This window comes from Candidatus Marifrigoribacter sp. Uisw_064, assembly GCF_047730175.1.
Taxonomy (GTDB): domain Bacteria; phylum Bacteroidota; class Bacteroidia; order Flavobacteriales; family Flavobacteriaceae; genus Marifrigoribacter.
In genome coordinates this window covers 2,739,789-2,765,459 of sequence record NZ_CP159833.1, presented here as the reverse complement: position 1 = coordinate 2,765,459, position 25,671 = coordinate 2,739,789, and the positions used below count along the sequence as shown (strand labels likewise).

Genomic DNA, 25,671 nt, shown 5'->3' with positions numbered 1-25,671 from the left:
TAAAGCTTCTTAATTTTATTGCTTTGGCTTTAAGATTAACTTGGTTGAGACGTTTATAATTTCTTCTTTATTCATTTTCATTTTTCTGAACTCTCCTTTATTAAACATTTCAGCTTGATCATCATAATGTTTACTTGCAAAAACACCTGATTGCCCTGTAGGCAAAATACTGATACTGTTTTCAACATCTGAAAAATCAATAATTCTTCTCGTAGAAGGGCCGGATTTTATAGTATAAATCCCTTCATTATTTAACAAATACCCTCTATTATTAATTACTTCTCTAGCTCCATTCATAGGAAAAGGACCCACATTAAATCCAAAGATTTTATTTAAAATGGGCACTGTTCCAAGAGGATGAGGATGTTCTAAGTTATTTACTTTACCCCAAGTCCAACCTACAATATTATTTCCGTGCTGTTGTTCTAAAAGTTCAACGGCTTCTTTTAAAGAAGCTGCTAATATCACTTTTCTAGTTTCTTTTTCGGAAGTTGCAATATTATCCCACCAAATAGATTGTTCTTTTTTAATATGATCTGCAACCACTCTTTTTGCTAAATGAGTTAAGTTGAATTGATTAAAAAGTTCTTCTCCCATTTCATCCATGAAAGTAAATTTTAAATATTGATATACCCACATATTATATATGGTAGGAGCAACACTTTCTTCATCATTTGAACCATCCCATAACTGAAGAATATCAATCGCTCGTTGTTCATTTTTATTGAATGAATTAAAATCCATTTCTTTTGTAAATTCTTTAATGACTTCGGAAGTAACAGAAGAAGTAACGTCATTAATCATTTTTGAAACGGAAGTAACATTCCAATTGTCTTTGGGTTCTAATAATTGAACAATTCGTCTAGCTCTATCTTCAGGTAAATAATAACCAGGATACAACATTCCTGCTATAGAATCGGGTTGATTGTTTGCTGAATACACATAATTCCATGATGGGTTTTCAGCCATCGGATTTTCATTAAAATCTAAATAACGAATGCTATCCATTTTAATAGTGGTACCATCTAGAATGAATTTAGTATTTACATTTTCTTTGTGTTTATACAATTTAGCAGAAGCCCACCATGCAATATTTCCTTTGGCATCACCATACATAATATTTAATCCAGGTGCATGAATTAAAGAAGCTCCTTTTTTTACTTCTTTCATTTCTTTAGCTCTAGAAATTGTATAGATGGCATCCAATACTTTATTTTCTTCTAGTGTGTACAGCCAAGACATTGCAATTGGGCTGCTTTCAGAAATACCATTGATTACATCATTGATAATAGGCCCATGAATGGTATTTCTCACAGAAAGAATAACATCCTCCTTATCTTTTACCTTAATAGTTTTCGTTGAAGTAGTATAGTCTAAAAAACCTTTGCTTGTTTTATATTTTCCGTTATCAGAAGAATGATTCTCTTCTTTATAAAAATCAATATCATCATTCTCGAACATCGTAATACCATAGGCTAATTCTCGATTATGCCCTAGTAAAGGGAAAGGAAAGCCAGCTAAATAATAACCATACATTTCATAGGTAGGAGTCGCAACATGTGCTTCATACCAAACTGCTGGTTGTGAAAATCCAATATGTGGGTCATTAGCAAATATCACTTTTCCAGTACTTGTTTTTTGTTCGTTAAGCACCCAACTATTACTCCCTTCAAAAGCTGGAATAGGTGTTTTCTCCATCAGCTCATTGATAGAGGCAACCATCGTAGTGTATACTTCTATATTCTCTTTAGTAGTTTTTATTAATTGAGTATCGGCTTGCACCTCTATATTTAATTCTTTCAGATATTCATTCCCTAATTTATGTTGTAAATTACTTAAGAGCGGATCTGTTTTTTGAGCCATCGCAAAACTAAATGCCATGTAACCTACAATATTATAAACGTCTTTAATTTGAAAAGGAACTTTTTCAATACCAACTAATGTAAATTCAATAGGAGTAGGGCCTTCTTCAATAAATTGATTAATACCATTTACATACCCTTCAACGATTTTGTAGATATCACTATTTTTATTTAACCCTTGTAATGCTGCTTCAGAAGCTTCATCAATTCCTGTACTGGCAAAAAAGGTGTCATTTTTAAGCATTGTTTCTCCAAATATTTCTGAAAGACGTCCAGGAGCAATTCTTTTTAATAATTCCATTTGCCATAAACGGTCTTGTGCATGTGCATATCCTAGAGCAACAGAAGCATCAATTTCATTTTCAGCATAGATATGGGGAATCCCATAGTCATCGTAATAAATTGTTGTTTCAGAAGATATATTATTCAAAGAAATTTCACCAGAATAGCTAGGTTTAAGATGATTATAATACATCCAACCTCCAATACATAATAGGATTAACAATAGGATTAAAAACTTGAAGACTTTTTTTATAATGCGCATGTAAGTCAATATTAATTGAGGAACTCAAAGATAAGTGATGTACGGGTCTAAACAAAAAAAAGCCAAGTCTATTCGACTTGGCTTTTTAAACAAATTAATTAATTAAAATTATTTCATCTGTGCTAATAATCCTTCAATAGTGTTAGACATTACAACACCAGGTAACTTTACTGGAGAACCAACTTGAGCTAAGAATGTACCGTTTACTTCACCTTTTTTATACGATGTAAATCCGATACGATATAACCCTCTAGTCAACGCTTTTAGAGGATCACCTATTTGGCTTTCATAACGTAATAAAGAGTTATACTTTCTACCACTTGGTTGTTTAGGCATTTCTCCACTATCATCATTTCTTTTCAAGGTTGTCCAAGTTGCATTTGCTGAGTCAGCAATTCCAGCTTTTAAAAACACACTTGATCTTTCTAAAGTAATATAGGTATCAAAAAAGTCTTTTGATCCTTTATTTTCTTCGTATCCAGCTCCCATGATAGGGTTTTTAGTTTTAGAATTCCCAGCAGGAGATACCATTCTTAGACCTAATTCTGGTGCTACAGCAGGAACCCATAAATAGATGTAGTAAAACTTCTTACCATCTTTTACTTCATTTTCAGTACCTGGAGATGCATGTCCTAAATAACTAATAACATCTAAATAAGGAACTCTTTTTTTAACTGGACCGACTTTCTTTTCGATTGAACTTCCAAATGCTTTTAATTTTTGAGCTTGACTCGTACCAAAAGCAAATAGAAAAATAACTAATAAGCTTACAATTTTAATAGATTTCATATAGTTTGGTTTTTTATGTTTAGCAAATTTATTATATTTTTATTTAAAATCTATAATTTCTTTTTCAGATTATTATATTTCACTTATTCGCTACAAATCAGCTATTTAACTTTTAATTTGATAAAAAGGAATATGTTAGAAATATTTTCTTTTAAAAATAATTCGTAAAAGCCCTATAAAGGGAGTACTTTTGCAGACTTAAAAAAATCAATAATACTTAACATTTAGCTTATTACAGAAGAAATATATGAAAACAGATAAAGAATTATATAGTTATCAAAAAGGTGCCATAAATAAAATCTTTAAACGATTTGAAGAAGCTCCAGATGACTATCATTTACTTTATCAACTTCCAACGGGTGGAGGAAAAACAGTGATATTTTCTGAAATGGTACGTCAGTATTTAAAGCATCATAATAAGAAAGTTCTTGTTATGACGCATCGTATTGAACTTTGTAAGCAAACTTCAAAAATGCTTTCGGGTTTTGGTGTAGTGAATAAGGTAGTAGACAGTAAAGCCAATTTAGATGATCAAAAAGACTACGATTGCTTTGTAGCCATGGTTGAAACTTTAAATAATAGGTTAAATGATGACAAGTTAGATATCTCAGATATTGGATTAGTAATTATTGATGAGGCACACTATAATTCATTTACAAAGCTTTTTAAATTTTTTGAAAAATCATTCATATTAGGTGTTACAGCAACTCCTTTAAGTTCGAATATTAAATTACCGATGACCGATAATTATAACGAACTAATTGTAGGGGAATCTATTGAAGCCCTTATTGAGAATGAATTCTTAGCACGCGCTGAAACTTATTCTTATAATGTTGGGTTAACATCTTTAGTGGTAGGTTCTAATGGAGATTATACAGTAAAATCTTCGGAAGATTTATATACCAATAATGATATGCTTAGCAAATTAATTCAAGGCTATGAAAAGCATTCAAAAGGGAAAAAGACATTAATTTTTAACAATGGTATTAATACTTCACTGCATGTATATGATGCTTTTAGATCAGCAGGGTATCCAATAGCGCATTTAGATAATACAGCAACAAAAAAACAACGTAAAGCCATCTTGAAATGGTTTAAAGAAACACCAAATGCCATCATTACTTCAGTAAGCATTTTAACAACTGGTTTTGATGAACCTACTATTGACACGATCGTTTTAAATAGAGCAACAAAATCACTTACTTTATATTATCAAATGATTGGTAGGGGTTCACGTATTCTTCAAAAGAAATCAACTTTTACCGTAATTGATCTTGGAAATAATTTACACAGATTTGGACCTTGGGGAGCTGATTTAGATTGGCAAAAAATATTTAATTCTCCTAATTATTATTTAGAGAATATCTTAGATGATGAAAATATTGAAAACAGTTTTCGATATGAAATGCCTTCAGAAATAAGAACTGAATTTTCTAATTCTGATGATGTTTATTACGACATAAAAGAAGCTTATACCAACTCTGTGAGAAACGGAGAGTCTTCTAAAGTAGTTTTAGAAGGATCTATAAAACAACATGCTTGGATTTGTATTGAGAACAGTGAAGATGTATACGATGCCTTAAGTTTAGCTAAAATGCTAGATGAAGATATAGATTATCGCATACAACGTTATTCTAAATGTATTAGTAAGAGCACCTTTAATTTCTTACATTGGTTAAAAGGTGATTATAGACTTAAACTACGAAACTACTTACGTGAAAATTTTGATGAGAAATTTGAAGAAATTCACGGAAGGCCCCCAGAAGATTAACCTCAAATTTTATACTTTAACTTCAGGATTATTAAAACTCCAAGCCACAATTCGGCTTTGTTTATTGCCTTGAGTCATTTCTATTGTTTTATGGGTAACCTTAAGTTTATTTAACTGTTTATACATTTTAGCTAAGTTTTCTTTCTTAGAAACTAAGGAGGTAAACCATTTAATATTATCTTTAAATGCAGCACTTTGCTTTATCATTCTTTTAATAAACAAAGCTTCACCACCATTGCACCAAAGTTCATTTGCTTGTCCACCAAAGTTTAAATAAATTTCTTCTTTTTTAAAATAACCTCCTTCATTTTTTTGAAGGTTTCTCATTTTTCGCAAGGTTCCTTTTGTTGCATTTTCTTCGGAAGAATGAAAAGGGGGATTGCACATACTGAAATGAAAGAATTCATCTTTTTGTATAATCCCTTCAAAAATGTTAGCATTATTTTCTTGATGGCGTATCTCAATATTTTTCTTTAGCCCTTCTGAAACAGCTATGTTTGCTTTTGCAGAGCTAACAGCGGTCTCATTACTATCTACACCAACCATCTTCCAATCGTATAGTTGTGAAGCTAAAATGGGGTAAATACAATTAGCACCCACACCAATATCAAGTCCTTTTATGGCGGTATCTATACCTTCAGACGCTAGTAAGTCGGCTATATAATGAATATAATCAACTCTTCCAGGAATTGGAGGGCATAAGTAATTGTTTGGTATATTCCATTCAGAAACACCATAATGAAGCTTTAATAAGGCCTTGTTTAGTTGTAACACAGCTTTATTATCTGAAAAATCAATCGTTGTAACTCCATAATCATTTTCAAATGCATACGGAGCTAACTCGGCATTACATTTTATTAACTCAGGAAAACTATAGGAATCGTTATGTTTGTTATTAGGATGCAAAATGTAGTATTATTTAGCGATAAAGATAGGGGTTCTACTAATAACATTATACAATATAATGTATTTTGAAAATCCAACACATGCCTTGAATAAATTTTTAAGTGTACCTTTGTAAAAAATATATTTTCAATGGAATCTTTCGAGGATTTTAAAATAAATAAACAGCTTAATTACGCGATTGAAGATCTTGGTTTCAAAAAACCAACATTGATTCAAAAAGAATCCTTTTCTGTAATTCTTTCAGGAAAAGATATGGTTGGTATAGCCCAAACCGGAACGGGTAAGACTTTTGCTTATATGCTGCCTATTCTTCAGGATTTAAAGTTTTCGAAACAAGAGAATCCAAGAGTATTAATTATTGTGCCTACACGTGAACTTGTTTTGCAAGTAGTAGACCAAATAGAACAATTCGGAAAATATAGTAGTATTCGTGTTTTAGGGATCTATGGAGGAACTAATATTAACACGCAAAAACAAGCTGTAGCTCAAGGAACCGACATTATTGTGGCAACTCCTGGACGTTTATATGATTTGGTTTTAAGTAGATCACTTCTATTAAAATCTATTAAAAAACTGGTGATTGATGAGGTTGATGTTATGCTTGATTTAGGATTTAGATTTCAAATCACAAACATCTTCGATTTATTACCAGAACGTAGACAAAATATTATGTTTTCAGCAACGATGACTGAAGACATTGAAGCATTAATAGATGATTTCTTTATTTCTCCGAAGAAGGTTTCTATTGCAATGAGTGGTACACCTCTAGATAATATAAGTCAGAAATGTTATTCGGTTCAAAACTTTTATACTAAGGTAAATTTATTAGCGCATTTACTTAAAGATGTGGAAACGTATCATAAAGTATTAATTTTTGTTTCTAATAAAAAGAGTGCTGATCGTTTGTTTGAGGATTTAGATGAAATATTTGGATCTGAACTTTGTGTAATACATTCAAATAAAACACAAAATTACAGGATTCGTTCTATAAAACAATTCGATGAAGGAGCTAACAGAATATTAGTCGCTACAGATGTAATGGCGCGGGGTTTAGATTTAGATAGGATTTCACATGTAATCAATTTTGATACTCCAAATTTTCCTGAAAATTACATGCACCGAATAGGGAGAACGGGTAGAGCAGAACAGGAAGGGAAATCACTCCTTTTTTATACTGAAAAAGAAATTCGTTTTAAAGAAGATATCGAAACCTTAATGGATTATAAAATTCCTGAAATTGACTTTCCAGAAGGAATTGAAATTGCCACACGATTAACTCCAGAGGAACAACCCAAAATTATAGAAAAAGATAATCCCCATAAACAATCTGGAGATTATGTGCCAGGGGCAAGTTTCCATGAAAAAAAGGAGAAAAATAAAAAGGTTAACGAGCGTGGTGCTTATGAAAGAGAGTTAAAGAAAAAATATAAAAAACCTAAAACTCGAGGAGATAAAAATTATAATAAGCATAACAAGCGAAAATAGATTAGTATCTATCTTTATTTAAAGGAAGAATTTGAATTGCTCCTGCATTTAATTGATAATATAAATCAGAGATAAAAGAAGTGAGTTTTCCTTTTTCAAATAAATTTTTAAAATCGAATAAATGGCTAGTGATATCAATATAGTACACGCGTAATTTATCGTTTGAAGCATTTAAATCTAATTGCCCACACCAATCTAAAAAATCTTCAGAAGCCGCTATAGATTCAACCTCTCTTAATACTATAATGAGATGTAATAATTCGTTGTCTATTTTTAAGTCATCATATTCATCTTCTGCTTGAATGATGTTTTTTTTTGATTTATAATAACTTCAATAGAGGTTAACTTAGGGTCAATTTTTCAGTAGCAGGTACATCTAGACTAATTTGATGCTGTGCTATAAATTGCTTTAAAAGTTTTATTTCTGAATACTCTATCAATGTTAGTTATTGTTTAACTCTTCCATTAATTGCTCATAGCTCTCAACCTCCGGAAATATTTTACCTCCTAAACTAACAATTGGTTTTTGTATGGAATCAATTTTAGGTAATACCATTTTAAGTCCTTTTTTAACTTCAGGACGATCTGCCAATACGATTGAAGTAAATTTATATCTACTCGCTTTCAGTGGATTTATGATACTGTCACAAGTTGGACAATTCTCAGGTACATAAATAGTGATTAATGCCTTTGGAGCAATCTTAATATTTGTAAATGGTTTCCTTAATGCACGTCTAGAAAGGCTATCATTTATAACAAGTTCATAAGTATACTGTGGTAATTTACCCTTTGTAAGAATTAAATTTTTAAGATGAACTTTGGATGCTTGAGGGACACGAAAAAATCTTGATTTACCTTTGCTTTGCCTAAAGTTTGTTCCTGAAACAGTGATCATTACATCATAATCAGTTTCAGATTCATTTACCGCATATAAAGCGAGACGATTTGCTATTTTTTCTTCAACAATTTTAATTTTATCTTTTTGTGCAGATAGTGTTGAAATAGATAAAAATAACAACAAGAAAAGTGAGGCTCTTAGTAACATTTTTTTTAGCTAATTTAAACATTTATTTACAACAAGCCTTTATTTAATAAATGTTTAAGAGAATTTTATTATTTAAATCTCTACATTAGAGTTTTAAAAAAGCTATTTATTATCAATCAAAAAAAAGGCATGAAAAACGTCAAAAACATTAATTTCAATAAAGAAATCCTATTTGGTCTCACTATGTTTTTAATTTCAACAATAGCAATATCTCAAACAAAAGATATTAATTCGTTAAAAGGACTATATAACGAAACTCCAGATCATGAATATGTACCAGTAGATAAATCTACCATGGAGCGAAGTCCTGCTTATTCAGTTTCAACGCCTAATTATTTTACAGAACAAACAAATATTGATGAAAATGGCAATAATATTATTGGCGATGCTGGGAACGAACCCTCTATCGCTGTAGATCCAACAAATCCAGATAGGATCGTAATAGGATGGAGGCAATTTGATAATATTAGCAGTAATTTCAGACAAGCTGGGAATTCATATTCATTAAATGGAGGATATGAATGGACCAATCCTGGAGTACTTAACCCAGGCGTATTTAGATCGGATCCTGTACTAGATTTTGATACCGATGGAAATTTATACTACAACAGTTTACAATCAGGTTTTGCATGTGATGTCTATACTATTTCAGATGGTGGACAAGATTGGGGCTCACCAGTTCCAGCAAATGGAGGAGATAAACAATGGATGCGCATAGATAGAAGCGGAGGAATAGGAGACAAGAATAACTACTCCTATTGGAATTCTTCCTTTACAACTTGTAATGGAAATTTTACAAGATCTACAGATGAATCTCAAAGTTTTGAAGATTGTGTAACGGTAGATGGAGATCCAATTTGGGGAACACTTGCAGTAGATTCAGAAGGAACATTATATACGGTAGGTCAAGGAGGGGCTGGATTTATCGTAACTAAATCAACAACAGCAAAAGATCCTGGGATGCCCGTTTCTTTCGATTTAGTAAGTAATGTAGATTTAAATGGGCAATTAGATATATTTCCTCCTATGAATCCACAAGGTTTAATGGGACAAGCATGGATAGATGTTGATGTTTCAGGTAGCGCAAATGATGGTAATATATATGTTCTTGCTTCTGTTCAGCGATTTTCAAATTCAGATCCAGCAGATGTTATGTTTACAAAAAGTACTGATGGAGGTATCAACTTTAGTGCTCCAATGAGAATTAATACAGATGTAAGTACAACAAATTATCAGTGGTTTGGAACCATGTCTGTGGCTCCTAATGGCCGAATAGATGTAGTTTGGTTAGATACTAGAGATGCTTCAAATACGATCGATTCAGTGCTTTATTATACTTTTTCTGAAGACCAAGGTGATACATGGTCTGAAGAAGTCCCTATTTCTGAAGAATTTGACCCTTCTATCGGCTATCCACAACAAAATAAAATGGGAGATTATTATGATATGGTTTCAGATAATGATTTTGCACATTTAGCCTGGGCGAATACTATTAATGGTGGGCAAGATGTGTATTACTCACGTATTTCTCCCTTCGGAATTTTAAGCAATAATGATGTTGTTCTGAATACAAATAACCTGTCGTCATATCCAAATCCCTTTAAAGAATCAATTACTATTGAATTTGAAGTAATGATCACTTCAGAAACAACAGTAGAAGTATTTGATGTTCTAGGAAATAAAGTGACTACATTATTGAATGATACTATTTCAGGAAAACAAAAGATTACTTGGAATGGAACTTCAGGAAAAGGAAATAATGTTAGTAAAGGCCTCTATTTTATAGCGATCCAATCGGGCAATGATCGCTCTATTATTAAAGTAATAAGGGAATAATGGAAATTTATGTAGCCTTTTTTATATAAATTTTAATGTTGAACTTAACCTTTAATTAAAGTACTTTTGCTGCATGCAAAAAGCTTTTAAAAAAAGAAAAGAAATACTCACTAAACTGGGTATAGAAAAACTTAATGAGATGCAAGAACAAGCTACTTTAGCGATAAGTTCTACGTCTAATATAGTCTTACTATCTCCTACAGGTACTGGGAAAACACTAGCATTTCTATTACCTATTTTTGAAAAATTAGATCCGAATATTGAAGGAGTACAGGTGTTAATCATTGTACCTACGCGAGAATTAGCTTTACAAATTGAGCTAGTGATTAGAAATATGGGATCGGGTGTAAAGGTAAATGCGCTATATGGAGGTAGACCTTTTGCAAAAGATTTAATTGATTTAAATCATACGCCAACTTTTGTTATAGGTACTCCTGGAAGAATCTCTGATCATATTAAACGTAAAACAATAGCATCTAAAACTATTAAGACCTTAGTGTTAGATGAATTTGATAAATCCTTGGAAATTGGCTTCGAATCAGCTATGAGAATCATTGTAAGCGGTCTTACAGCTTTAGATAACCGAATTTTAACTTCAGCAACGCAAGGAGTTGAAATACCTTCATTTGTTGATCTAATCAATCCTGTTACTGTTGATTTTTCTGAAGAAATAGTTTCAAATCTAGAAATGAAATCTGTAATTTCTTCAGATAAAGATAAATTAGAATCTTTAGTACAACTTATTTGTCATATTGGAAATCAACCCTGTATCATATTTTGCAACTATAAGGATACAATTAACTGGTTGAGTGATTTTCTTACTGAAAAATATATTGCACATGGTTGTTTTTATGGAGGTATGGATCAAAAGGATAGAGAAAGAGCTTTAATTAAATTTCGAAATGGAACGCATCAAATTCTTATTGCAACAGATTTAGCCGCACGGGGTATCGATGTTCCAGAGATACAATACATAATACATTACCAACTTCCATTAAAAGCACACGAATTTACACACAGAAATGGTCGTACCGCAAGAATGAATTCTAATGGAACGGCATATGTACTGCAATGGAGAGAAGAAACCTTGCCTGAATACATTAATAAAATAGCAATAGAAAAGATTCAAAAAAGACCCTTGCCAAAGGCTTTACAATGGAAAACACTGTTTGTTTCAGGTGGGAGGAAAGATAAAATATCGAAAGGCGATATTGCTGGGTTATTTTTTAAAAAGGGGAATATATCAAAAGACGAACTAGGTGTTATAGAATTAAAACAAGACTGTGCTTTTGTTGCAGTTGCTTCATCTAAAGCAGATAGTTTAATTAAAGCGCTCAATAATGAACGAATTAAATCTAGAAAAGTTCGTATCTACCTTGTATAACATTGAAAGAACTTATCTCAAATATAAAATCCTGTGAAGTTTGTAAACCTTACCTTGAGTTAGGACCAAACCCTGTGTTGACAGCACATCCAAAAAGTAAAATTGTTATTATTGGTCAAGCTCCAGGTACTGTAGTCCATAAAAGCGGTGTGCCTTGGGAAGATAAAAGTGGAGATAATTTACGTGCTTGGATGGGAGTATCTAAAGAAATATTTTATGATCCAAAAATATTCGCTTTAATACCTATGGGGTTTTGTTATCCTGGAAAAGGAACATCTGGTGACTTACCTCCTAGAAAAGAATGTGCTCCCTTATGGCATGAACCTTTATTATCTCAATTAAAAGAAGTGAAACTTATTATTTTAATTGGAAAGTATGCCCAAGATTATTATTTAGGTAATCAATCACATAAGACACTTAAACAGACTGTTAAGAATTTTACAAACTATTTACCAGCACATTTTGTGTTGCCTCATCCTTCCCCAAGAAATAATATTTGGCAAGCAAAAAATGAATGGTTTAAAAGTGATGTCTTACCTACCTTAAAAGAATCAATAGGATTTATTTTAAAGTGATTATTTTTATATTATTGTTTTCTGCTAATTCAACATAAAAAAATCTTCTTGCCTTTAATTAGAAAACATAAAAAAAACATTATTGATAATTATCATCTTTAATGATTTTAGTCTGATTTATCTTCACAATATAAATCAATTACTATGAAAACGATTCAAGAATTTGACAAGGAACATACAGAATTTGGTAAAATGGTTTTATCATTAATTTCTCAATTACAACCTTATGTAAAACATAGACTTTATTTTGTTGAAACAACAGGCATCATGCCTCATGATATGTGCAAAAGTACTGGAATCATTGATGATGCTATGGTTACTTTATATAAGAATTATGAAGGTAAAATAAAGGGAGAGGAAGCACTTAAATTAAAAATATTTTCATTAGTTAGCGAAAGACTTATTCTTCTTTTTAAGAAGGAATCTTTTCATAAAAATACCATGAGTACTAATGATATTTTAAATAGAGAAATAGAAAAACTTGAAGAAATCATTGAAATGAACATAAGTGATGGACTCCATTTAAAAGGAGGTTTTGATGATATATCGTATCATCAATCAGATTTTCAACAACCTAATTTTTTATATAGTGATGCTGAAAAAAATATTATTCAATCACTAGAAATTCATGATGACAGGCAAAATTTAAGTGAAGATCATAGAATCATATTAAACAAAATATATAGTTGGCTTCCTTTAGAAACCTCAGATAGATTAGATCTTTTTGTGTTTGGTAACCTTAGTTATGATGAAATAGCACAAATTAAAGAAACACATATACTAAAATTAAAGAGATGATGCTATCAGTTAGAAAAAGCTTCAGAAAAAATTTAAATTGAATAAAGTTTAGACTTTACATTTTAACAGAAATACATTCATGTTGAGGTTTTTTTAATCTATATGGCTATAAACTTCTTCAAAAGGGATGCGAAAACGTTTTCCATAAACGCCAGCTTCATCTCTAATACCACAAGCAATGATCATATTAATTTCTGATCGATAGGGGAGCGATAATATTCGTTTTACCCGTAAAGTATCACTGCCCTCCATTGGGCAAGTGTCATAACCGATAGCTGCCATACTATTCATAAAATTTTGAGCTGCCAATCCTGCACTTTTATGAGCAACGATTCGCATATCACTAGTACGTACTTGTCGATAAATAGGGCGAAACAATCCAATTATTTGAAAAATAATATATTTTAACCAGCCAAAGATTCCGAAGAAATCCATATAGGTTAAAGGCATTACTTTTCCATAATAATTGAGCGCCATTTTTTTTCGTTTCTCCATCCTTGGAGTCATTTCAATTGCTGAAAATTGAGTGTGTAAGAAATCAATATTGGCTTTAGCTCTTTTAGACCACAAATCTTTACGAGCGACTATGACCACTACCTGTTGCGCTGTTTTTGCAGCATTTTGATCGAAACAAGCTTTACTGAGTTTTTTTATAACATCCTTATTTGTGATATGAATAAATTCCCAAAGTTGAAGATTACTACTTGTGGGAGCAAGACTTGCATTTACAAGACATTGTTTTACTTTCTCAGTATCTATTTCATCTTCTTTGTAAACTCGAACTGATCTTCGGTAAGCAATAGCTTCGGAAACTGTTTTTTCCATTTAATTATCTATTTTTTAAGGGTTAAACTGAAACACAACAAAAACCAGAGCCTGTTGAATCATTGGTAATTCTATTTTTGGATATCTTTTGTGAAATGGAAAAATAATTACGAAGTGAATATAGCTTTTCTTTTAGAATAATACTGAAGGAATAGTATTTTAAGTATATTCCTTATAAGGGCTCCATTGGACTCTATTGGATTATAATAGGAGTAAAGTGCAATGAAGTAAGTTTTTTTTTAGAACTAAAAATGATAATTCAGAAATTTTATAATAAGTATGTTAAAATCAATTATGTAAATATGATTAATTTGAACCTTATAAATAATAATATCATTCTAAAATAAATTAATTTAATATACTTTTTTTCCATAAAGTTTGTTAAAGTGTTTACTATAAATGCAGCGATGTATTATCTTTGCAGACTTTAGATAGTAACAGTTCAAAACAGAAATGGATAAAAAACCCAAACAAAATACTAAAAAATCTAGGTTTAGATTGCTTCACCAGTATTATTCATACACAGGGTTTTATACATTTGTAAAAAATAGTATTAAAAAGACAATTGTTCCTATTCTAATTTTAGTAGTTAGTTTATGGTTTGTACATGAGTTTGTAGTAGATTTTAATGATTTATTTGCAACCATAATTGCAACCTACAGTCCCATATCAATTTTAGCAATATTTTTTGCTTCTGAAACATTTTTAGGTTTAATCCCACCCGAAATATTTATTGCTTGGGCTGATAAAACTTCACATCCATTAATATACCTTACCATACTTGCTTGCCTTTCTTATATTGGTGGAATTTTATCATATACTATGGGTAAAATTATATCTAAAATCCCACGTATATATAATTATTTAGAGGGAAAAATGAGTAAACATATTAAGATGATCCGTAAGTGGGGAGGATTCTTAATTGTGGTAGGAGCATTATTACCTATTCCTTTTTCCATTACGAGTATTGCTGCAGGATTAATCCATTATAAATTTACAAATTATTTACTTTTTGGATTGCTAAGGTTTGTTCGATTTTTCTTGTATGCGCTTGTTATATTTAATGTTTTTTAAGTTTTAAAAACATAAACACTCTTTCCTTTTTAAATAGTTGCTATCATTTTTTTTTACAAAATTTAAATCACTCTATGTCAATATTAAAGGCCTATTTTTATTTATTTAAGAAGTTATAATAAGTATATGGCCATTAACAATCATTTTTATTGTTCTGAAAATCAAGTCTATAAATTTTAAAAAAAAAGTGATACATTTGAATCTAATTATAACTAATTTAACCAGCTTCACTATGAAAATTTTAAAATTTAGTTTGATTGCCTTTACTTTAATCTTTATGTCATGTTCAAGCGATGATGAATCTTCTGATACGCCAGACCCAATCCAATATACACCAAATATAACACTAGAAGTAGAAGAAATAATCCTTAGAGCGAATGGTGCTGATATCACGGACCTTGTAAGTTTTGGTCAACCGTCAGGTGTACCGACGTCGGATTTTCTTATTGAATTAAACCAAAATGATTGCTTTAAGTTAGGGATCCCTGAAGGTCTTGGACCAAATGATACATTTTATTATAGACGACTTGATTTCTTTGAAAATGACATAGAATTAGATGGTGATACTATTGGAAGTCTTTTTGCTCTTGATATTCCAGAGGAAGGGGATGAAATTCCCAATCCTGACGTAAATGATCCAGGAACTAATATTTTTAAAGTATGTACGTATCAAGCAATTGGTGTTGCACCTATTGTAGATATAGATCTTAAATATGACGTTATCATCTATATTAAAAGAAACGATGATTTTTTTGGACCTTATACCATTGACCCTAAGATTAGAATTAAATCAAGAAACTAATTTTAAAAATTAGTATTAAATCTTGTGAAGCATAGAAACTCTATATATAAATTTATTTTAAAAAAAGTCTATTTATTAATAGGCTTTTTTTGTCTGTTAAGTATTGCTTCATTTGCACAAGATCAAAAATTAAGTGATAGCTTAATTAAAATTTATAAAACCGGAGATTATGAGCAAGAAAATGAATTAGAAATTTTACAGACAATTGCTGAATCAGAAACAGATACAGAAAAATTATTAACCTATAGCCTTCAATTAATTGTAGCAGCAAAAACTGCAGATTCTGCCATATATGAATTTTCTGGATACTTACAAAAAGGAAATGCATATCAATTAAAAGGGGATCTAACTAAAGCCCTAGAAAGTTATTTTGACGCAGCTAAACTTGCTTCAAAAACGAATCTAAAAGATGAAAAATCCTCCATAAATATATCAATTGCAGATGTATACTCCATTATGGGAGATAGTGATACTTCTGTTAAATATTATCGAATAGCACTAAAATTGATGGATAAGGATAGTGATTCCATAAACTTAGCTTCTGCGCAATTAAATCTCGGGGATGAATTTTATAAACAAAAAGAATTAGACTCTGCACTTGTTTATTTTAGTGAATCTGGTAAAATTTTTAAGGCTATTAATTATGAACTTGGAGAAGCCTATAATCTAGGGAATGTAGGGTTGGTTTATGCTGAAAAAGGAGAGAATATTAAGGCCGAAGAAAACTTGAATAGTGCAGTTGAAACACTTGAAGAGTTCGAAGCATATTCAGCAATCTGTGAGTACTTAAATGCAATGTCTAAAATCTATGAAGACCGAAACGAAAAGGATAAAGCACTAGAATATGCTAACAAAAGCCTTCAATTGGCTGAAAAGTATGGTTTGAAAGAACAGGTGAGTGATTCTTATCAAAAATTATCTAGTATTTATGAAAAACAAGGGGATATTAAAAAATCATTCTCTTTTTACAAAACACATATTATATATCGAGATAGTGTAAATAGTATCAAGACATTTCAACAAAGAGCGAATGAAAGAACTGAACATGAAGTAGATCAAAAACAAGTTGAAGTGGATTTATTAAGTCAACAACAAAAAATTCAAAAAATAATTGGAGTTGTTATTGGTATTGTTCTTTTATTAATTTGCTTTTTGGCATACACATTATTTAAAAGAAATAAGTTCATGCGAAAAACAAACGAGATTATAGCGTTTGAAAAACAACGTTCAGAAGATTTATTAAAAAATATTTTACCCGAAGAAACTGCATTAGAATTAAAAGAAAACGGGAGTGTTAAAGCCAAAAAATTTGAATCAGTTTCTGTATTATTTACAGACTTTAAGGGATTTACAAAATATTCAGAAAGTTTAACTCCAGAAAAACTTGTAGAAAGTATCGATTTTTATTTCTCAAAATTTGATGAAATAATGGGGAAACATGGATTAGAGAAAATTAAAACCGTAGGAGATTCATATATGTGCGCTGGAGGATTACCATTTCCAAGTGACAACCATCCACTTAAAACTTGTTTGGCCGCAATAGATATTGTGCAATTTGTAACTAAAACCAAAAATGATAGTAGTCATGAATTAGCGAAATTTGATATTCGTGTAGGCATCAACACAGGACCTGTAGTTTCAGGAATTGTAGGGACCAAAAAGTTTTCATACGATATTTGGGGTGATACAGTGAATGTTGCCAGTAGAATGGAGAGTTCGGGCGAAATTGGAAAAGTCAACATTAGTGAAACCACTTATCAATTGCTCACCAAATACCATGAATTTGAATTTATTCCTAGAGGAGCTATTGAAGCAAAGGGAAAAGGGAAAATAAATATGTATTTTGTTACTATTGGAAATCAAAAACAATCAATTTATGCCTAATAAAACCTACGGTGGTTTTTATGCTATCAATTGGTCAAAATATGAGATAAATTTACCATTACAGAGATATGCACAGGAGGAATACAATACATTAAAAAAATAAAAATTTAGATTATTACAAGTCAATTACCATGTTTCCTATAAAAGTAGTTATCTTTATTGCAAAATTAAAACTATTATAATTAAATTTTAATTAATTTATGGCAAAATCGCAGCAGACATTTAATAAGAATGAAAAAGAAAAGAAACGTTTAAAAAAACGTGAAGACAAGCGAAAGAAAATGGAAGCTCGCAAGGCTGAAGCAAAAGAAAGTGGGAAAAAAGGAATTGAGTTTGCTTACATGGATGCCTATGGAAATTTCACAGATACACCTCCAGATCCTGCTCAGAAAATTATTGTCAATGCAGAAGATATTCATGTTAGTGTCCCTAAAACCTTAGAGAGTGAAAGAGAAGTATTTGATCCTGTAAGAAACGGAACTGTATCATTTTTCGATTCCTCTAAAGGATTTGGTTTTATTATCGATGCAGCAGATCAAGAGAAATACTTTACACACGTAAGTGGGATTATTGATGAAATTGCAGAGAATGACAAAGTAACCTTTGAACTTGAAAAAGGGATGAAAGGTATGAATGCTGTAAAAGTGACTTTGACTAAATAGCAATCAAAAAATACGTATAAAAAAACCGTCTTTATTGACGGTTTTTTATGCAATTTTGTGAAGTAACCAAAAATTAAAATATATTCTGATAAAGAACGTATTAAAGAAAATTCTTGATAAAATCCTAAGGATTATTAATTCTTTACAGGAATTGTTTTCAACTTAATAATTCCAATAGCATCCAATACTTTTATAATTAGATAGGTAATATCAATCTCATACCATTTTACACCAAAGTTTGCACTACTTGCATGTTTATGATGATTATTATGATAGCCTTCGCCCATCATTAAAAAATCAAAGCGGAAAAGATTTTTACTGGTATTTTTCATTTTAAAATTTACATAGCCATAAATATGACCGAACCAGTTAATAATCACACCATGAATAGGTGCCATTAGAAAAGCAATAGGCAATAAAAGCCATTGCCACCAAGCTGTCACAAAGAATGCGAAGAATAAAATGTAAAGTGCAATCCATAGTACTCTGGAAAAGCGTGAACTTGCAAATGCATCAAACCCTTTCCATTGGGGAACGTTTTTGGTGAAACGTTTATCAATCTCAATTCGTTGCTTATTTATATCTTGATAGATTGTTTTTGTCTTCCACATCATTGCAAACAAATTAGTGTCAAAAGAGGGAGAATGTGGGTCGTTTTCAGTATCGGTATAGGCATGATGCATTCGATGCATTACGCCATACCCATAAGCACTTAAATAACTTGAGCCTTGAAAGATCCAAGTCAATACAAAGGTAATCTGCTCCATGGTTTTAGACATGGTAAATACCTGATGTGCCGCATAGCGATGCAAAAAGAAAGATTGAAAAAATAAATTTCCATACCAGAGCACTAAAATGAAGATAACTATAGCCATATATTTTTTATACAAAGATAGTTGGATGTGAGGATAAAAACAATGAACCCAAATCAATTAAACGTCTATTACAAACGTTTTCTAATCCTGCTCAAAGCTTGTGCTGTAACACCAATATAGGAACTAATGTATTTTAGCGGAATTATCTTTAAAAGTTCAGGACGTTCTTTAAATAATTTCAAATAGCGTTCCTCAGCAGTTAGATTCAATAGGTCTTGTTCACGTTTAGATTTTAGTGTAAAAAGACGCTCTGCTGTCAATCGACCAATAAAATTTCCAATCTGCGTAGTTTTATACACCGCTTGCAAATCATTATAAGTAATACTTAAGATGACCGTTTCTGTAAGAGCTTGTAATTGATACGTGGAAGGCTTCTGAGTTAAGAAAGAATCATAAGCACTAATAAATTGGTTTTTAAAACTAAAGCCGAAAGTGATTTCCTTTTCAGGATTTTCCTTAGGAATATATAAGCGTACCACACCAGATTCTATAAAGGAGATATGATTCTCTATCGCATTGACTTTTAAAAATATTTCTTTCTTCGGAATAACACGACTCTGTAGTTTTGAAGTGAAAAAATCCCAATCTAATTTAGATATGGTGGCTATTTGATCTAAGTACGCTTTTATCTGTTGCAAATTCTTTTAATATAATGATGGAATGATCAAAGATATGAATTCATATAAATATATAAACGTATTGCTATCGATATATTAAAAATGTAAATAGCGCGTAAATATTTGTATTTAGAACGGCTATTATAAACTTAATAGTAAAATAATTTAATAAACTAAAAAATTGAAATGCAAATTAATAAAACTCCTATTATTCTATTAATCCGTGTCGTTATGTTTTTAATTCTAACCTTCAGTATATGACTAAACTTTCCGTAGCCATAAGGCGCCAATTATTGCTGCTATAAGTCCAATAAAGAAATAGTTGATCAAATTCATGGATAAGTAGTTCTATTGTTTAATACGTTTCCAGTTTTTATCTCCTGTCACTATTAAATCTTCTGGAGACTCATCTTTCCATGATTCAAGCGTATTAGTTCCCCAAGAATTATAAAATAGATATAATTTTCCGTCTCTAACCTCAAAGGTTTCCGGATCAACAGATATTTTTTTTCCTTTTAATGCAACCGCATAAGCGCAATACCCTCCATATTCTGGAAGGTATTTTTGAGGAGTTTTATTAAAAAAATCTAAGTTCTTTTGAGAAGAAAATTTATAGTTCACATCATCGTACGCAGCTACAAATTTATTATTACCTTCTTTGGCTTCATTATCAAAATAAGAGACGACATCGTATCCATTTACAGCAAACCCTTTTTTTGTATTATAATCATATGATTGGGCATTCATAAAAAATCCAATCCCTGTAAAAAGTATCAATAGTATATTTTTCATATTTTAATAAATAGATGATTTTACAAATTTTTCATTAACTACAGTGTTTGACGATAAAACATCAACGACTTAACAAAAAAATATTTCATTTTAAATATAGTGAAATGAAACCTAATTAATCTCATATAAAATTCTTGAATTCCTATTTAATAAAATAAATATCCTACCAGATTGATGCTAATCCCTATAAAAGAGTGTTTATCTTTGCAGAAAAATAGATAATGTCAAAATCCTTTTCAGCGTTAGGAATTAACGGACCATTACAACAAGCCTTAACTGATTTGCAAATTTCTGTTCCAACAGATATTCAAGAAAAGACCATCCCTGTGGTACTAAGTCAAAAGGAGGATCTTGTTGTTTTAGCAAAAACTGGAACTGGAAAAACGGCTGCTTTTGGATTACCATTGCTTCAGTTAATTGAGGAAGATAACACCAATATACAAACGCTAATATTAGCGCCAACTAGAGAGTTAGGACAACAGATCTATAACAATTTAGTTTCTTTTGCTACTACAAGTCCAACTATTTCTATTGCATCTTTATTAGGAGGTATTCCTATAAAACCTCAAATAGAACGTTTAAAAACTACAACTCATATTGTTATTGCAACTCCTGGGCGTTTGGTTGATTTAATTAACAGGGAATCTATTAATTTAAGTGACCTAAAGTATTTTGTGTTGGATGAAGCCGATGAAATGGTTAGCGCTTTAAAACAAGATGTAGATGCTATTATAAAACACATTCCGAAATCTAGAAGAACTTTATTGTTTACGGCAACCATGCCAGGTACTATAAAACAATTGGCGCAAAACTATATGTCAAAAAATGTGGTGCATATAGAAGCAGATATGGATACAGTGGGGCATCAAGGTATCGATCATCAATATTTAGTGGTAGAACCTATTGAAAAACTAGAGGTATTATTACATTTTTTAAATACTAAAGAAGGGGAGCGTGGTATTATATTTTGTAAAACTAAAGCTGCTGTTAATAAGCTTGCAAAAAAATTAGCGATAAATAAATTCTCATCAGGTGCCATACATGGAAGTTTAGCACAAACAATTCGTGATCGGATTATGGGGCAATTTAGAGAAGGCCATATCGATATTTTAGTCGCTACCGATTTAGCTGCTCGTGGTATTGATGTCAAAGAAATATCATATGTCGTTAACTATCATTTGCCAGATACCTATGACACTTATGTTCATAGAAGTGGACGGACTGCTAGAGCAGGAGCGAAGGGGCTTTCTTTAAGTATTATACAGAAGGAAGAGGTAGAAGAAATGCCTGAATTTGAAAATGAATTAGGAATCACTTTTAATGAATACGTGAAAGCAGATTCCAAAAGCATCGAAGAAAATAATGGTTTACTATGGGCAAGAAAAATATTTAAAGCCAAACCTAATAGAACGGTTTCTGAAGAATTTAAAACAAAAATAAAAACGATATTTCATCATTTAACAAAAGAAGAGCTAGTAGATAAAATACTAGCCAATTACTTAGCAGAGACTTGTAGCGCGAATTCAAAAGCTGAGGCTTCAAAAAAGAATAAAAAGAGTAACCATTAATTTCGTGCTAAATACAACAGCAAAAAAAGGTGTTCAATTTCATTATGTATATAACAATTTTGACAATGGAAAAAACCTATCGCTAGAACGTCATATTTTCGATAGCGAACATTAAGGGCCTTTTTTTATGTATTAAACTGATATAGATATTAATAAGGATATCTATTGATATCTTTATGCTGCCACAAAAGGTTGATGATACTCCATTGATCATCTAGTTTTATTAGATGCAAATACTCTACCCAATTATCTGAATACAATTTTACAGTAGCGATTCTATGATAGATATCTAATATTATAATTTGATTGCTCGGCTTCGGAGGAAATTTAGTGTTTGATTTATTCCAACTTTCAGCGTTTTCAATCATGCGTTTTCTGCTAATGGAAGTAACGATTTCTTTTTTATGAGCTCTACTGTAGCCCAGGGTTACTTTATTTAAGCTGTCATTCATAACTTCATTCATTAAATCAGGCTTTAATTCTTGCAAAGCAATTAAATAACCTAAAGAAATTCTTTTAATCTCCAACGAGTCTTTTTGAGATGCTTTGGCACTTAATTTCACATACTGGTTGCTTGTGATATCTCTTTCGCGTAAAAGTTTCATATTCGGGTCGTAACTAACTTGTTTGATATAGTTGCCAAGGGCATCATATTCTTTAATTCCAATGGAAAGACCAAATTTATTCATCACCAATGTATTATTCTCATCGTGATAAGTATATTTAACATGATTTCCATTTACATCATAAGAATCTTGATAAGAAGCAACACCTTCTGAATTATTTGTAATTTTTAACTCTTCATTTAAATTATAATTTGCAATGGGAGTTCCGTCTTTTCTAAACATCATTCCTGTAATACCAAATTCAAAATAATCAGAAATATTCTTAGGTTCATTTTTTAGGTTATATCGTTTCTCAATAACCATTTTTTTCTTTTTAAACCAATTGTATTCAGAGATTCCCCAATTAGACTCCATGGGTTCATTATTCACATTAAAAAATGTAAGCTTCGCATAATTGCCTTTTTTATTTAAAGTAAAGACTTCTTTGTATACCATTCTATCATTCATTACCCTTTTTCCATTCTTGTCTAAATAGATTCTCGTTTCCTGATCATTTTCATACGTAATAATTGTTCTATAAGCTCCAATCGAAGCTAAAGGATGTCTTCTTTCTGTAAAATAGTGATGATTTACAATTTCTATCAATTCTTCTTTATCATTGTATTTAAAAATATAATGTGACGTGTTTTTTGCTGTAGTAGCGTCAATTGGATAAGTGCCCGCTATTTTTATAAACGGAGAGACATGATTGTATCTTAAATGTCTATAATACTCATTTGTTGTATTGTTTTGAGCTAATGTGATGCTTGTTATCAATAGTACAAATAGTAAGAGGAATATTTTTTTTAATGTCATGGGTATATATAAATTAGTTATCGTTCATCTTTACCAATATAGGTTAAATCATTATCTTTTTTAAGAATTCACAAATCTCATATTTTCAACACTCAAAATTAACAGCAGATACAAACCAAGATATTGAAATCGGAAATATTGAAATTATTTCAGGAGATTTATATAAAAAAAAAGCCTTGCAAAAATTATAAAGGTAAGGGTTAAATAAAATTAATTAACCAATCGGTGTTTTGGAGTTATAATTTTTTTTTAAAAATCTACAAATAAATGCGGGTTTTAGAAGTCGTTTCATTTGTTCAATTTTACAAGGATACCATGTCTATTATTCACATTATAATATTGGAGATGTACACCGAAAAATTCGTAAGCCTTCGCAATTAGTAAAAAGTAAAGATGCTAATATTTTTATCGTAGGTTCTACATATTCAAATGATCAAGCTTGGGTAGAAGGTGCATTTTGTACTTCTGAATCTGTCCTAAATACCTTTTTTGATATGCATCCTTTAATCGATGAAACAAATTATCCGTTCATTTGCCCGGAATAAAACTTAAATAGTAATTTTAAACTAAATTAAAGGTCAATTCTTAAATGTGTTGACCTTTAATATTACATGAGCATTGTTTGTTTTAAATAATAGGAGTTAAGGAAAACGATATAATTATGGGTAAACTACCGTTTCTAAAACTTCCCAAACAGTATTGGCTACAATTTTATGACCTTCAACCGTAGGGTGTATTCCGTCACTCTGATTTAATTCAGCAATACCACCAACATTTTCTAAAATAAAAGGAATAAATTTTAAGTCATTTTCTTTCGCTAAATCAAAGAAAATGCTTCTAAATTCAGAAGTGTAATCCTGACCCATATTAGGAGGCAACTCCATACCAGCTAGAATAATAGTAGTGCTCGGGTTTTTATCATGAACCATGTCAATAATAGCCTGTAGGTTAGCGCGAGTTTCAGTTAAAGGAACACCTCGTAATCCATCGTTAGCACCTAATTCTAGGAGAAAAATATCAACTGGTTCACTAAGCACCCATTGTAACCTGCTTTTTCCACCTGCGCTAGTCTCACCACTTAATCCAGAATTTACAACCACATAATCTAATCCTAAAGAATCTACCTTCGTTTGAAGTAAACTAGGAAAAGCATCATTAGTGTCATCCAAACCATACCCTGCTGTGATACTATCGCCAAAGCATAGAATAGTTTTTTTTGAACTAGTTGCTACAATCGTATTATCAGTTGCTTCTTGGGTAACTTTTTCAACCGTATCATTTGCCTTATTTGAGTTGCCACAAGAGAGGAAAAATAATGGTATCATAAAATAACAAAACTTTAAGAGTTTACTTTCAATTCGAGTAGGTAGATTTAAAAACGTTTGTATATTTTTAGCCTTGTACATATTAGTAGAAAAAAATTAAATTTATATGCCAAAGATATTAAAGATTAACGGGCTAGAAAAAACATATACTAGCGGTTCTAAACAATTAACAGTATTACATAATGTGTCTTTTGATGTTGAAAAAGGACAAACTTTTTCTATTGTTGGACCTTCTGGTAGTGGAAAAACAACGTTACTGGGCTTATGTGCCGGTTTAGATAAACCCAATGCTGGTACTGTAGAATTATGTGGCTTTGATTTAAATGAATTGAATGAAGACGAGCGTGCACAATTACGAAATAAGGAAGTTGGTTTTATTTTTCAGAACTTCCAATTGCTACCAACCCTTACGGCACTTGAAAATGTAAGTGTACCTTTAGAATTACAAGGCGCAAAAGATGCTGCTAAAAACGCAAAAGAATTATTAGAAAAAGTAGGCTTACTAGATCGCATACATCATTATCCATCTCAATTATCGGGAGGAGAGCAACAACGTGTGGCTTTAGCAAGAGCTTTTTCAAATAGGCCTTCTATTTTATTTGCTGATGAACCTACTGGAAATTTAGACGAAGAAACCGGAGAAAAAGTGATTCAATTACTGTTTGAACTCAATAAAAATGCTGGAACAACTTTGGTAATTATTTCACACGATTTAGAATTAGCCAACAGAACTCAACAAATATTGAGACTGAAAGGTGGACAAATTATGACGAACGAACTTACCGCAACATTTTGAGCAAAACTATATTCACATCAAAAGGAAGTACCGCT

The 25,671-nt window shown here is 31.1% G+C and carries 22 protein-coding genes; 12 read left to right on the top strand and 10 right to left on the bottom strand.

The window, feature by feature from the left end:
• Positions 1–15 precede the first annotated feature (15 nt).
• Both ABXT64_RS12415 and ABXT64_RS12410 read right to left on the bottom strand, forming a co-directional pair.
• Entirely contained in the window at positions 16–2,406 is a 2,391-nt protein-coding gene (locus tag ABXT64_RS12415) for a penicillin acylase family protein (protein ID WP_443633254.1), read from the bottom strand.
• Between the two features lie 108 nt (positions 2,407–2,514).
• Entirely contained in the window at positions 2,515–3,195 is a 681-nt protein-coding gene (locus tag ABXT64_RS12410; RefSeq protein ID WP_443633253.1) for a LipL32 family surface lipoprotein, read from the bottom strand.
• Positions 3,196–3,442: 247 nt separating this feature from the next.
• On the opposite strand from ABXT64_RS12410, the gene ABXT64_RS12405 reads away from it, so the two are divergent.
• On the top strand, positions 3,443–4,966 hold the full coding sequence (locus ABXT64_RS12405; RefSeq protein ID WP_443633252.1) for a DEAD/DEAH box helicase: 1,524 nt from the start codon (positions 3,443–3,445) through the stop codon (positions 4,964–4,966).
• A gap of 9 nt (positions 4,967–4,975) precedes the next feature.
• Here ABXT64_RS12405 and rlmF read toward each other — a convergent pair whose 3' ends face one another.
• The gene (rlmF, locus tag ABXT64_RS12400; RefSeq protein ID WP_443633251.1) at positions 4,976–5,872 is read right to left on the bottom strand and encodes a 23S rRNA (adenine(1618)-N(6))-methyltransferase RlmF; all 897 of its coding nucleotides are present in this window, start codon (positions 5,870–5,872) and stop codon (positions 4,976–4,978) included.
• 129 nt (positions 5,873–6,001) lie between these two features.
• On the opposite strand from rlmF, the gene ABXT64_RS12395 reads away from it, so the two are divergent.
• Positions 6,002–7,357, top strand: coding sequence for a DEAD/DEAH box helicase (locus ABXT64_RS12395; RefSeq protein ID WP_443633250.1), 1,356 nt, complete (start codon positions 6,002–6,004; stop codon positions 7,355–7,357).
• A 442-nt stretch (positions 7,358–7,799) separates the two neighbouring features.
• On the opposite strand, the gene ABXT64_RS12390 is transcribed toward ABXT64_RS12395, so the two are convergent.
• Positions 7,800–8,402, bottom strand: coding sequence for a hypothetical protein (locus ABXT64_RS12390; protein ID WP_443633249.1), 603 nt, complete (start codon positions 8,400–8,402; stop codon positions 7,800–7,802).
• Between the two features lie 129 nt (positions 8,403–8,531).
• Here ABXT64_RS12390 and ABXT64_RS12385 point away from each other — a divergent pair, with 129 nt between their 5' ends.
• The 4 genes from ABXT64_RS12385 (at position 8,532) to ABXT64_RS12370 (ending at position 12,995) form a co-directional block, all read left to right on the top strand.
• Complete coding sequence (locus ABXT64_RS12385; protein ID WP_443633248.1) at positions 8,532–10,238, top strand: T9SS type A sorting domain-containing protein; 1,707 nt, start codon at positions 8,532–8,534, stop codon at positions 10,236–10,238.
• Between the two features lie 73 nt (positions 10,239–10,311).
• Positions 10,312–11,622: a DEAD/DEAH box helicase gene (locus ABXT64_RS12380; protein ID WP_443633247.1), complete on the top strand. Its 1,311-nt coding sequence runs from the start codon at positions 10,312–10,314 to the stop codon at positions 11,620–11,622.
• A gap of 2 nt (positions 11,623–11,624) precedes the next feature.
• On the top strand, positions 11,625–12,197 hold the full coding sequence (locus tag ABXT64_RS12375) for a uracil-DNA glycosylase family protein (RefSeq protein WP_443633246.1): 573 nt from the start codon (positions 11,625–11,627) through the stop codon (positions 12,195–12,197).
• Between the two features lie 144 nt (positions 12,198–12,341).
• Positions 12,342–12,995 carry a hypothetical protein gene (locus ABXT64_RS12370; protein ID WP_443633245.1) on the top strand — a complete coding sequence of 218 codons (654 nt, stop codon included), beginning with the start codon at positions 12,342–12,344 and terminating at the stop codon, positions 12,993–12,995.
• A gap of 93 nt (positions 12,996–13,088) precedes the next feature.
• Here the strand turns inward: ABXT64_RS12370 and ABXT64_RS12365 are convergent, their stop codons facing one another.
• Positions 13,089–13,820, bottom strand: a complete 732-nt coding sequence (locus ABXT64_RS12365; protein WP_443633244.1) for a nitroreductase family protein — start codon at positions 13,818–13,820, stop codon at positions 13,089–13,091.
• Between the two features lie 453 nt (positions 13,821–14,273).
• On the opposite strand from ABXT64_RS12365, the gene ABXT64_RS12360 reads away from it, so the two are divergent.
• From ABXT64_RS12360 to ABXT64_RS12345, 4 genes are all read left to right on the top strand, one after another.
• On the top strand, positions 14,274–14,894 hold the full coding sequence (locus ABXT64_RS12360; RefSeq protein WP_443633243.1) for a YqaA family protein: 621 nt from the start codon (positions 14,274–14,276) through the stop codon (positions 14,892–14,894).
• Positions 14,895–15,126: 232 nt separating this feature from the next.
• Entirely contained in the window at positions 15,127–15,696 is a 570-nt protein-coding gene (locus tag ABXT64_RS12355) for a hypothetical protein (RefSeq protein WP_443633242.1), read from the top strand.
• 24 nt (positions 15,697–15,720) lie between these two features.
• Positions 15,721–17,580, top strand: a complete 1,860-nt coding sequence (locus tag ABXT64_RS12350) for an adenylate/guanylate cyclase domain-containing protein (RefSeq protein ID WP_443633241.1) — start codon at positions 15,721–15,723, stop codon at positions 17,578–17,580.
• A gap of 200 nt (positions 17,581–17,780) precedes the next feature.
• The gene (locus ABXT64_RS12345) at positions 17,781–18,242 is read left to right on the top strand and encodes a cold-shock protein (RefSeq protein ID WP_443633240.1); all 462 of its coding nucleotides are present in this window, start codon (positions 17,781–17,783) and stop codon (positions 18,240–18,242) included.
• 134 nt (positions 18,243–18,376) lie between these two features.
• Here ABXT64_RS12345 and ABXT64_RS12340 read toward each other — a convergent pair whose 3' ends face one another.
• From ABXT64_RS12340 to ABXT64_RS12330, 3 genes are all read right to left on the bottom strand, one after another.
• Positions 18,377–19,117, bottom strand: a complete 741-nt coding sequence (locus ABXT64_RS12340) for an acyl-CoA desaturase (RefSeq protein ID WP_443633239.1) — start codon at positions 19,115–19,117, stop codon at positions 18,377–18,379.
• Between the two features lie 68 nt (positions 19,118–19,185).
• Positions 19,186–19,755 carry a Crp/Fnr family transcriptional regulator gene (locus ABXT64_RS12335; RefSeq protein ID WP_443633238.1) on the bottom strand — a complete coding sequence of 190 codons (570 nt, stop codon included), beginning with the start codon at positions 19,753–19,755 and terminating at the stop codon, positions 19,186–19,188.
• Between the two features lie 327 nt (positions 19,756–20,082).
• The gene (locus ABXT64_RS12330) at positions 20,083–20,526 is read right to left on the bottom strand and encodes a YHS domain-containing (seleno)protein (protein ID WP_443633237.1); all 444 of its coding nucleotides are present in this window, start codon (positions 20,524–20,526) and stop codon (positions 20,083–20,085) included.
• A gap of 221 nt (positions 20,527–20,747) precedes the next feature.
• Between ABXT64_RS12330 and ABXT64_RS12325 the strand changes: the two genes are divergently transcribed.
• Entirely contained in the window at positions 20,748–22,094 is a 1,347-nt protein-coding gene (locus tag ABXT64_RS12325; RefSeq protein WP_443633236.1) for a DEAD/DEAH box helicase, read from the top strand.
• Positions 22,095–22,243: 149 nt separating this feature from the next.
• Here the strand turns inward: ABXT64_RS12325 and ABXT64_RS12320 are convergent, their stop codons facing one another.
• Positions 22,244–23,515 carry a hypothetical protein gene (locus ABXT64_RS12320; RefSeq protein WP_443633235.1) on the bottom strand — a complete coding sequence of 424 codons (1,272 nt, stop codon included), beginning with the start codon at positions 23,513–23,515 and terminating at the stop codon, positions 22,244–22,246.
• 659 nt (positions 23,516–24,174) lie between these two features.
• A complete protein-coding gene (locus ABXT64_RS12315; RefSeq protein WP_443633234.1) occupies positions 24,175–24,921 on the bottom strand; it encodes an arylesterase in 747 nt (248 codons plus the stop codon).
• A 25-nt stretch (positions 24,922–24,946) separates the two neighbouring features.
• On the opposite strand from ABXT64_RS12315, the gene ABXT64_RS12310 reads away from it, so the two are divergent.
• Positions 24,947–25,636: an ABC transporter ATP-binding protein gene (locus ABXT64_RS12310; protein WP_443633233.1), complete on the top strand. Its 690-nt coding sequence runs from the start codon at positions 24,947–24,949 to the stop codon at positions 25,634–25,636.
• The last annotated feature ends 35 nt before the right edge of the window (positions 25,637–25,671 follow it).

Excerpts from the sequence above, each read along its gene's own strand:
- ABXT64_RS12390 (WP_443633249.1), bottom strand. The coding sequence starts at position 8,402 with ATGTTACTAAGAGCCTCACTTTTCTTGTTGTTATTTTTATCTATTTCA.
- ABXT64_RS12325 (WP_443633236.1), top strand. The coding sequence starts at position 20,748 with ATGTCAAAATCCTTTTCAGCGTTAGGAATTAACGGACCATTACAACAA.
- ABXT64_RS12345 (WP_443633240.1), top strand. The coding sequence starts at position 17,781 with ATGGCAAAATCGCAGCAGACATTTAATAAGAATGAAAAAGAAAAGAAA.
- ABXT64_RS12365 (WP_443633244.1), bottom strand. The coding sequence starts at position 13,820 with ATGGAAAAAACAGTTTCCGAAGCTATTGCTTACCGAAGATCAGTTCGA.
- ABXT64_RS12310 (WP_443633233.1), top strand. The coding sequence starts at position 24,947 with ATGCCAAAGATATTAAAGATTAACGGGCTAGAAAAAACATATACTAGC.
- ABXT64_RS12405 (WP_443633252.1), top strand. The coding sequence starts at position 3,443 with ATGAAAACAGATAAAGAATTATATAGTTATCAAAAAGGTGCCATAAAT.
- ABXT64_RS12315 (WP_443633234.1), bottom strand. The coding sequence starts at position 24,921 with ATGTACAAGGCTAAAAATATACAAACGTTTTTAAATCTACCTACTCGA.
- ABXT64_RS12410 (WP_443633253.1), bottom strand. The coding sequence starts at position 3,195 with ATGAAATCTATTAAAATTGTAAGCTTATTAGTTATTTTTCTATTTGCT.
- ABXT64_RS12360 (WP_443633243.1), top strand. The coding sequence starts at position 14,274 with ATGGATAAAAAACCCAAACAAAATACTAAAAAATCTAGGTTTAGATTG.
- ABXT64_RS12320 (WP_443633235.1), bottom strand. The coding sequence starts at position 23,515 with ATGACATTAAAAAAAATATTCCTCTTACTATTTGTACTATTGATAACA.
- ABXT64_RS12370 (WP_443633245.1), top strand. The coding sequence starts at position 12,342 with ATGAAAACGATTCAAGAATTTGACAAGGAACATACAGAATTTGGTAAA.
- ABXT64_RS12340 (WP_443633239.1), bottom strand. The coding sequence starts at position 19,117 with ATGGCTATAGTTATCTTCATTTTAGTGCTCTGGTATGGAAATTTATTT.
- ABXT64_RS12355 (WP_443633242.1), top strand. The coding sequence starts at position 15,127 with ATGAAAATTTTAAAATTTAGTTTGATTGCCTTTACTTTAATCTTTATG.
- ABXT64_RS12385 (WP_443633248.1), top strand. The coding sequence starts at position 8,532 with ATGAAAAACGTCAAAAACATTAATTTCAATAAAGAAATCCTATTTGGT.
- ABXT64_RS12380 (WP_443633247.1), top strand. The coding sequence starts at position 10,312 with ATGCAAAAAGCTTTTAAAAAAAGAAAAGAAATACTCACTAAACTGGGT.
- ABXT64_RS12415 (WP_443633254.1), bottom strand. The coding sequence starts at position 2,406 with ATGCGCATTATAAAAAAAGTCTTCAAGTTTTTAATCCTATTGTTAATC.
- ABXT64_RS12395 (WP_443633250.1), top strand. The coding sequence starts at position 6,002 with ATGGAATCTTTCGAGGATTTTAAAATAAATAAACAGCTTAATTACGCG.
- ABXT64_RS12330 (WP_443633237.1), bottom strand. The coding sequence starts at position 20,526 with ATGAAAAATATACTATTGATACTTTTTACAGGGATTGGATTTTTTATG.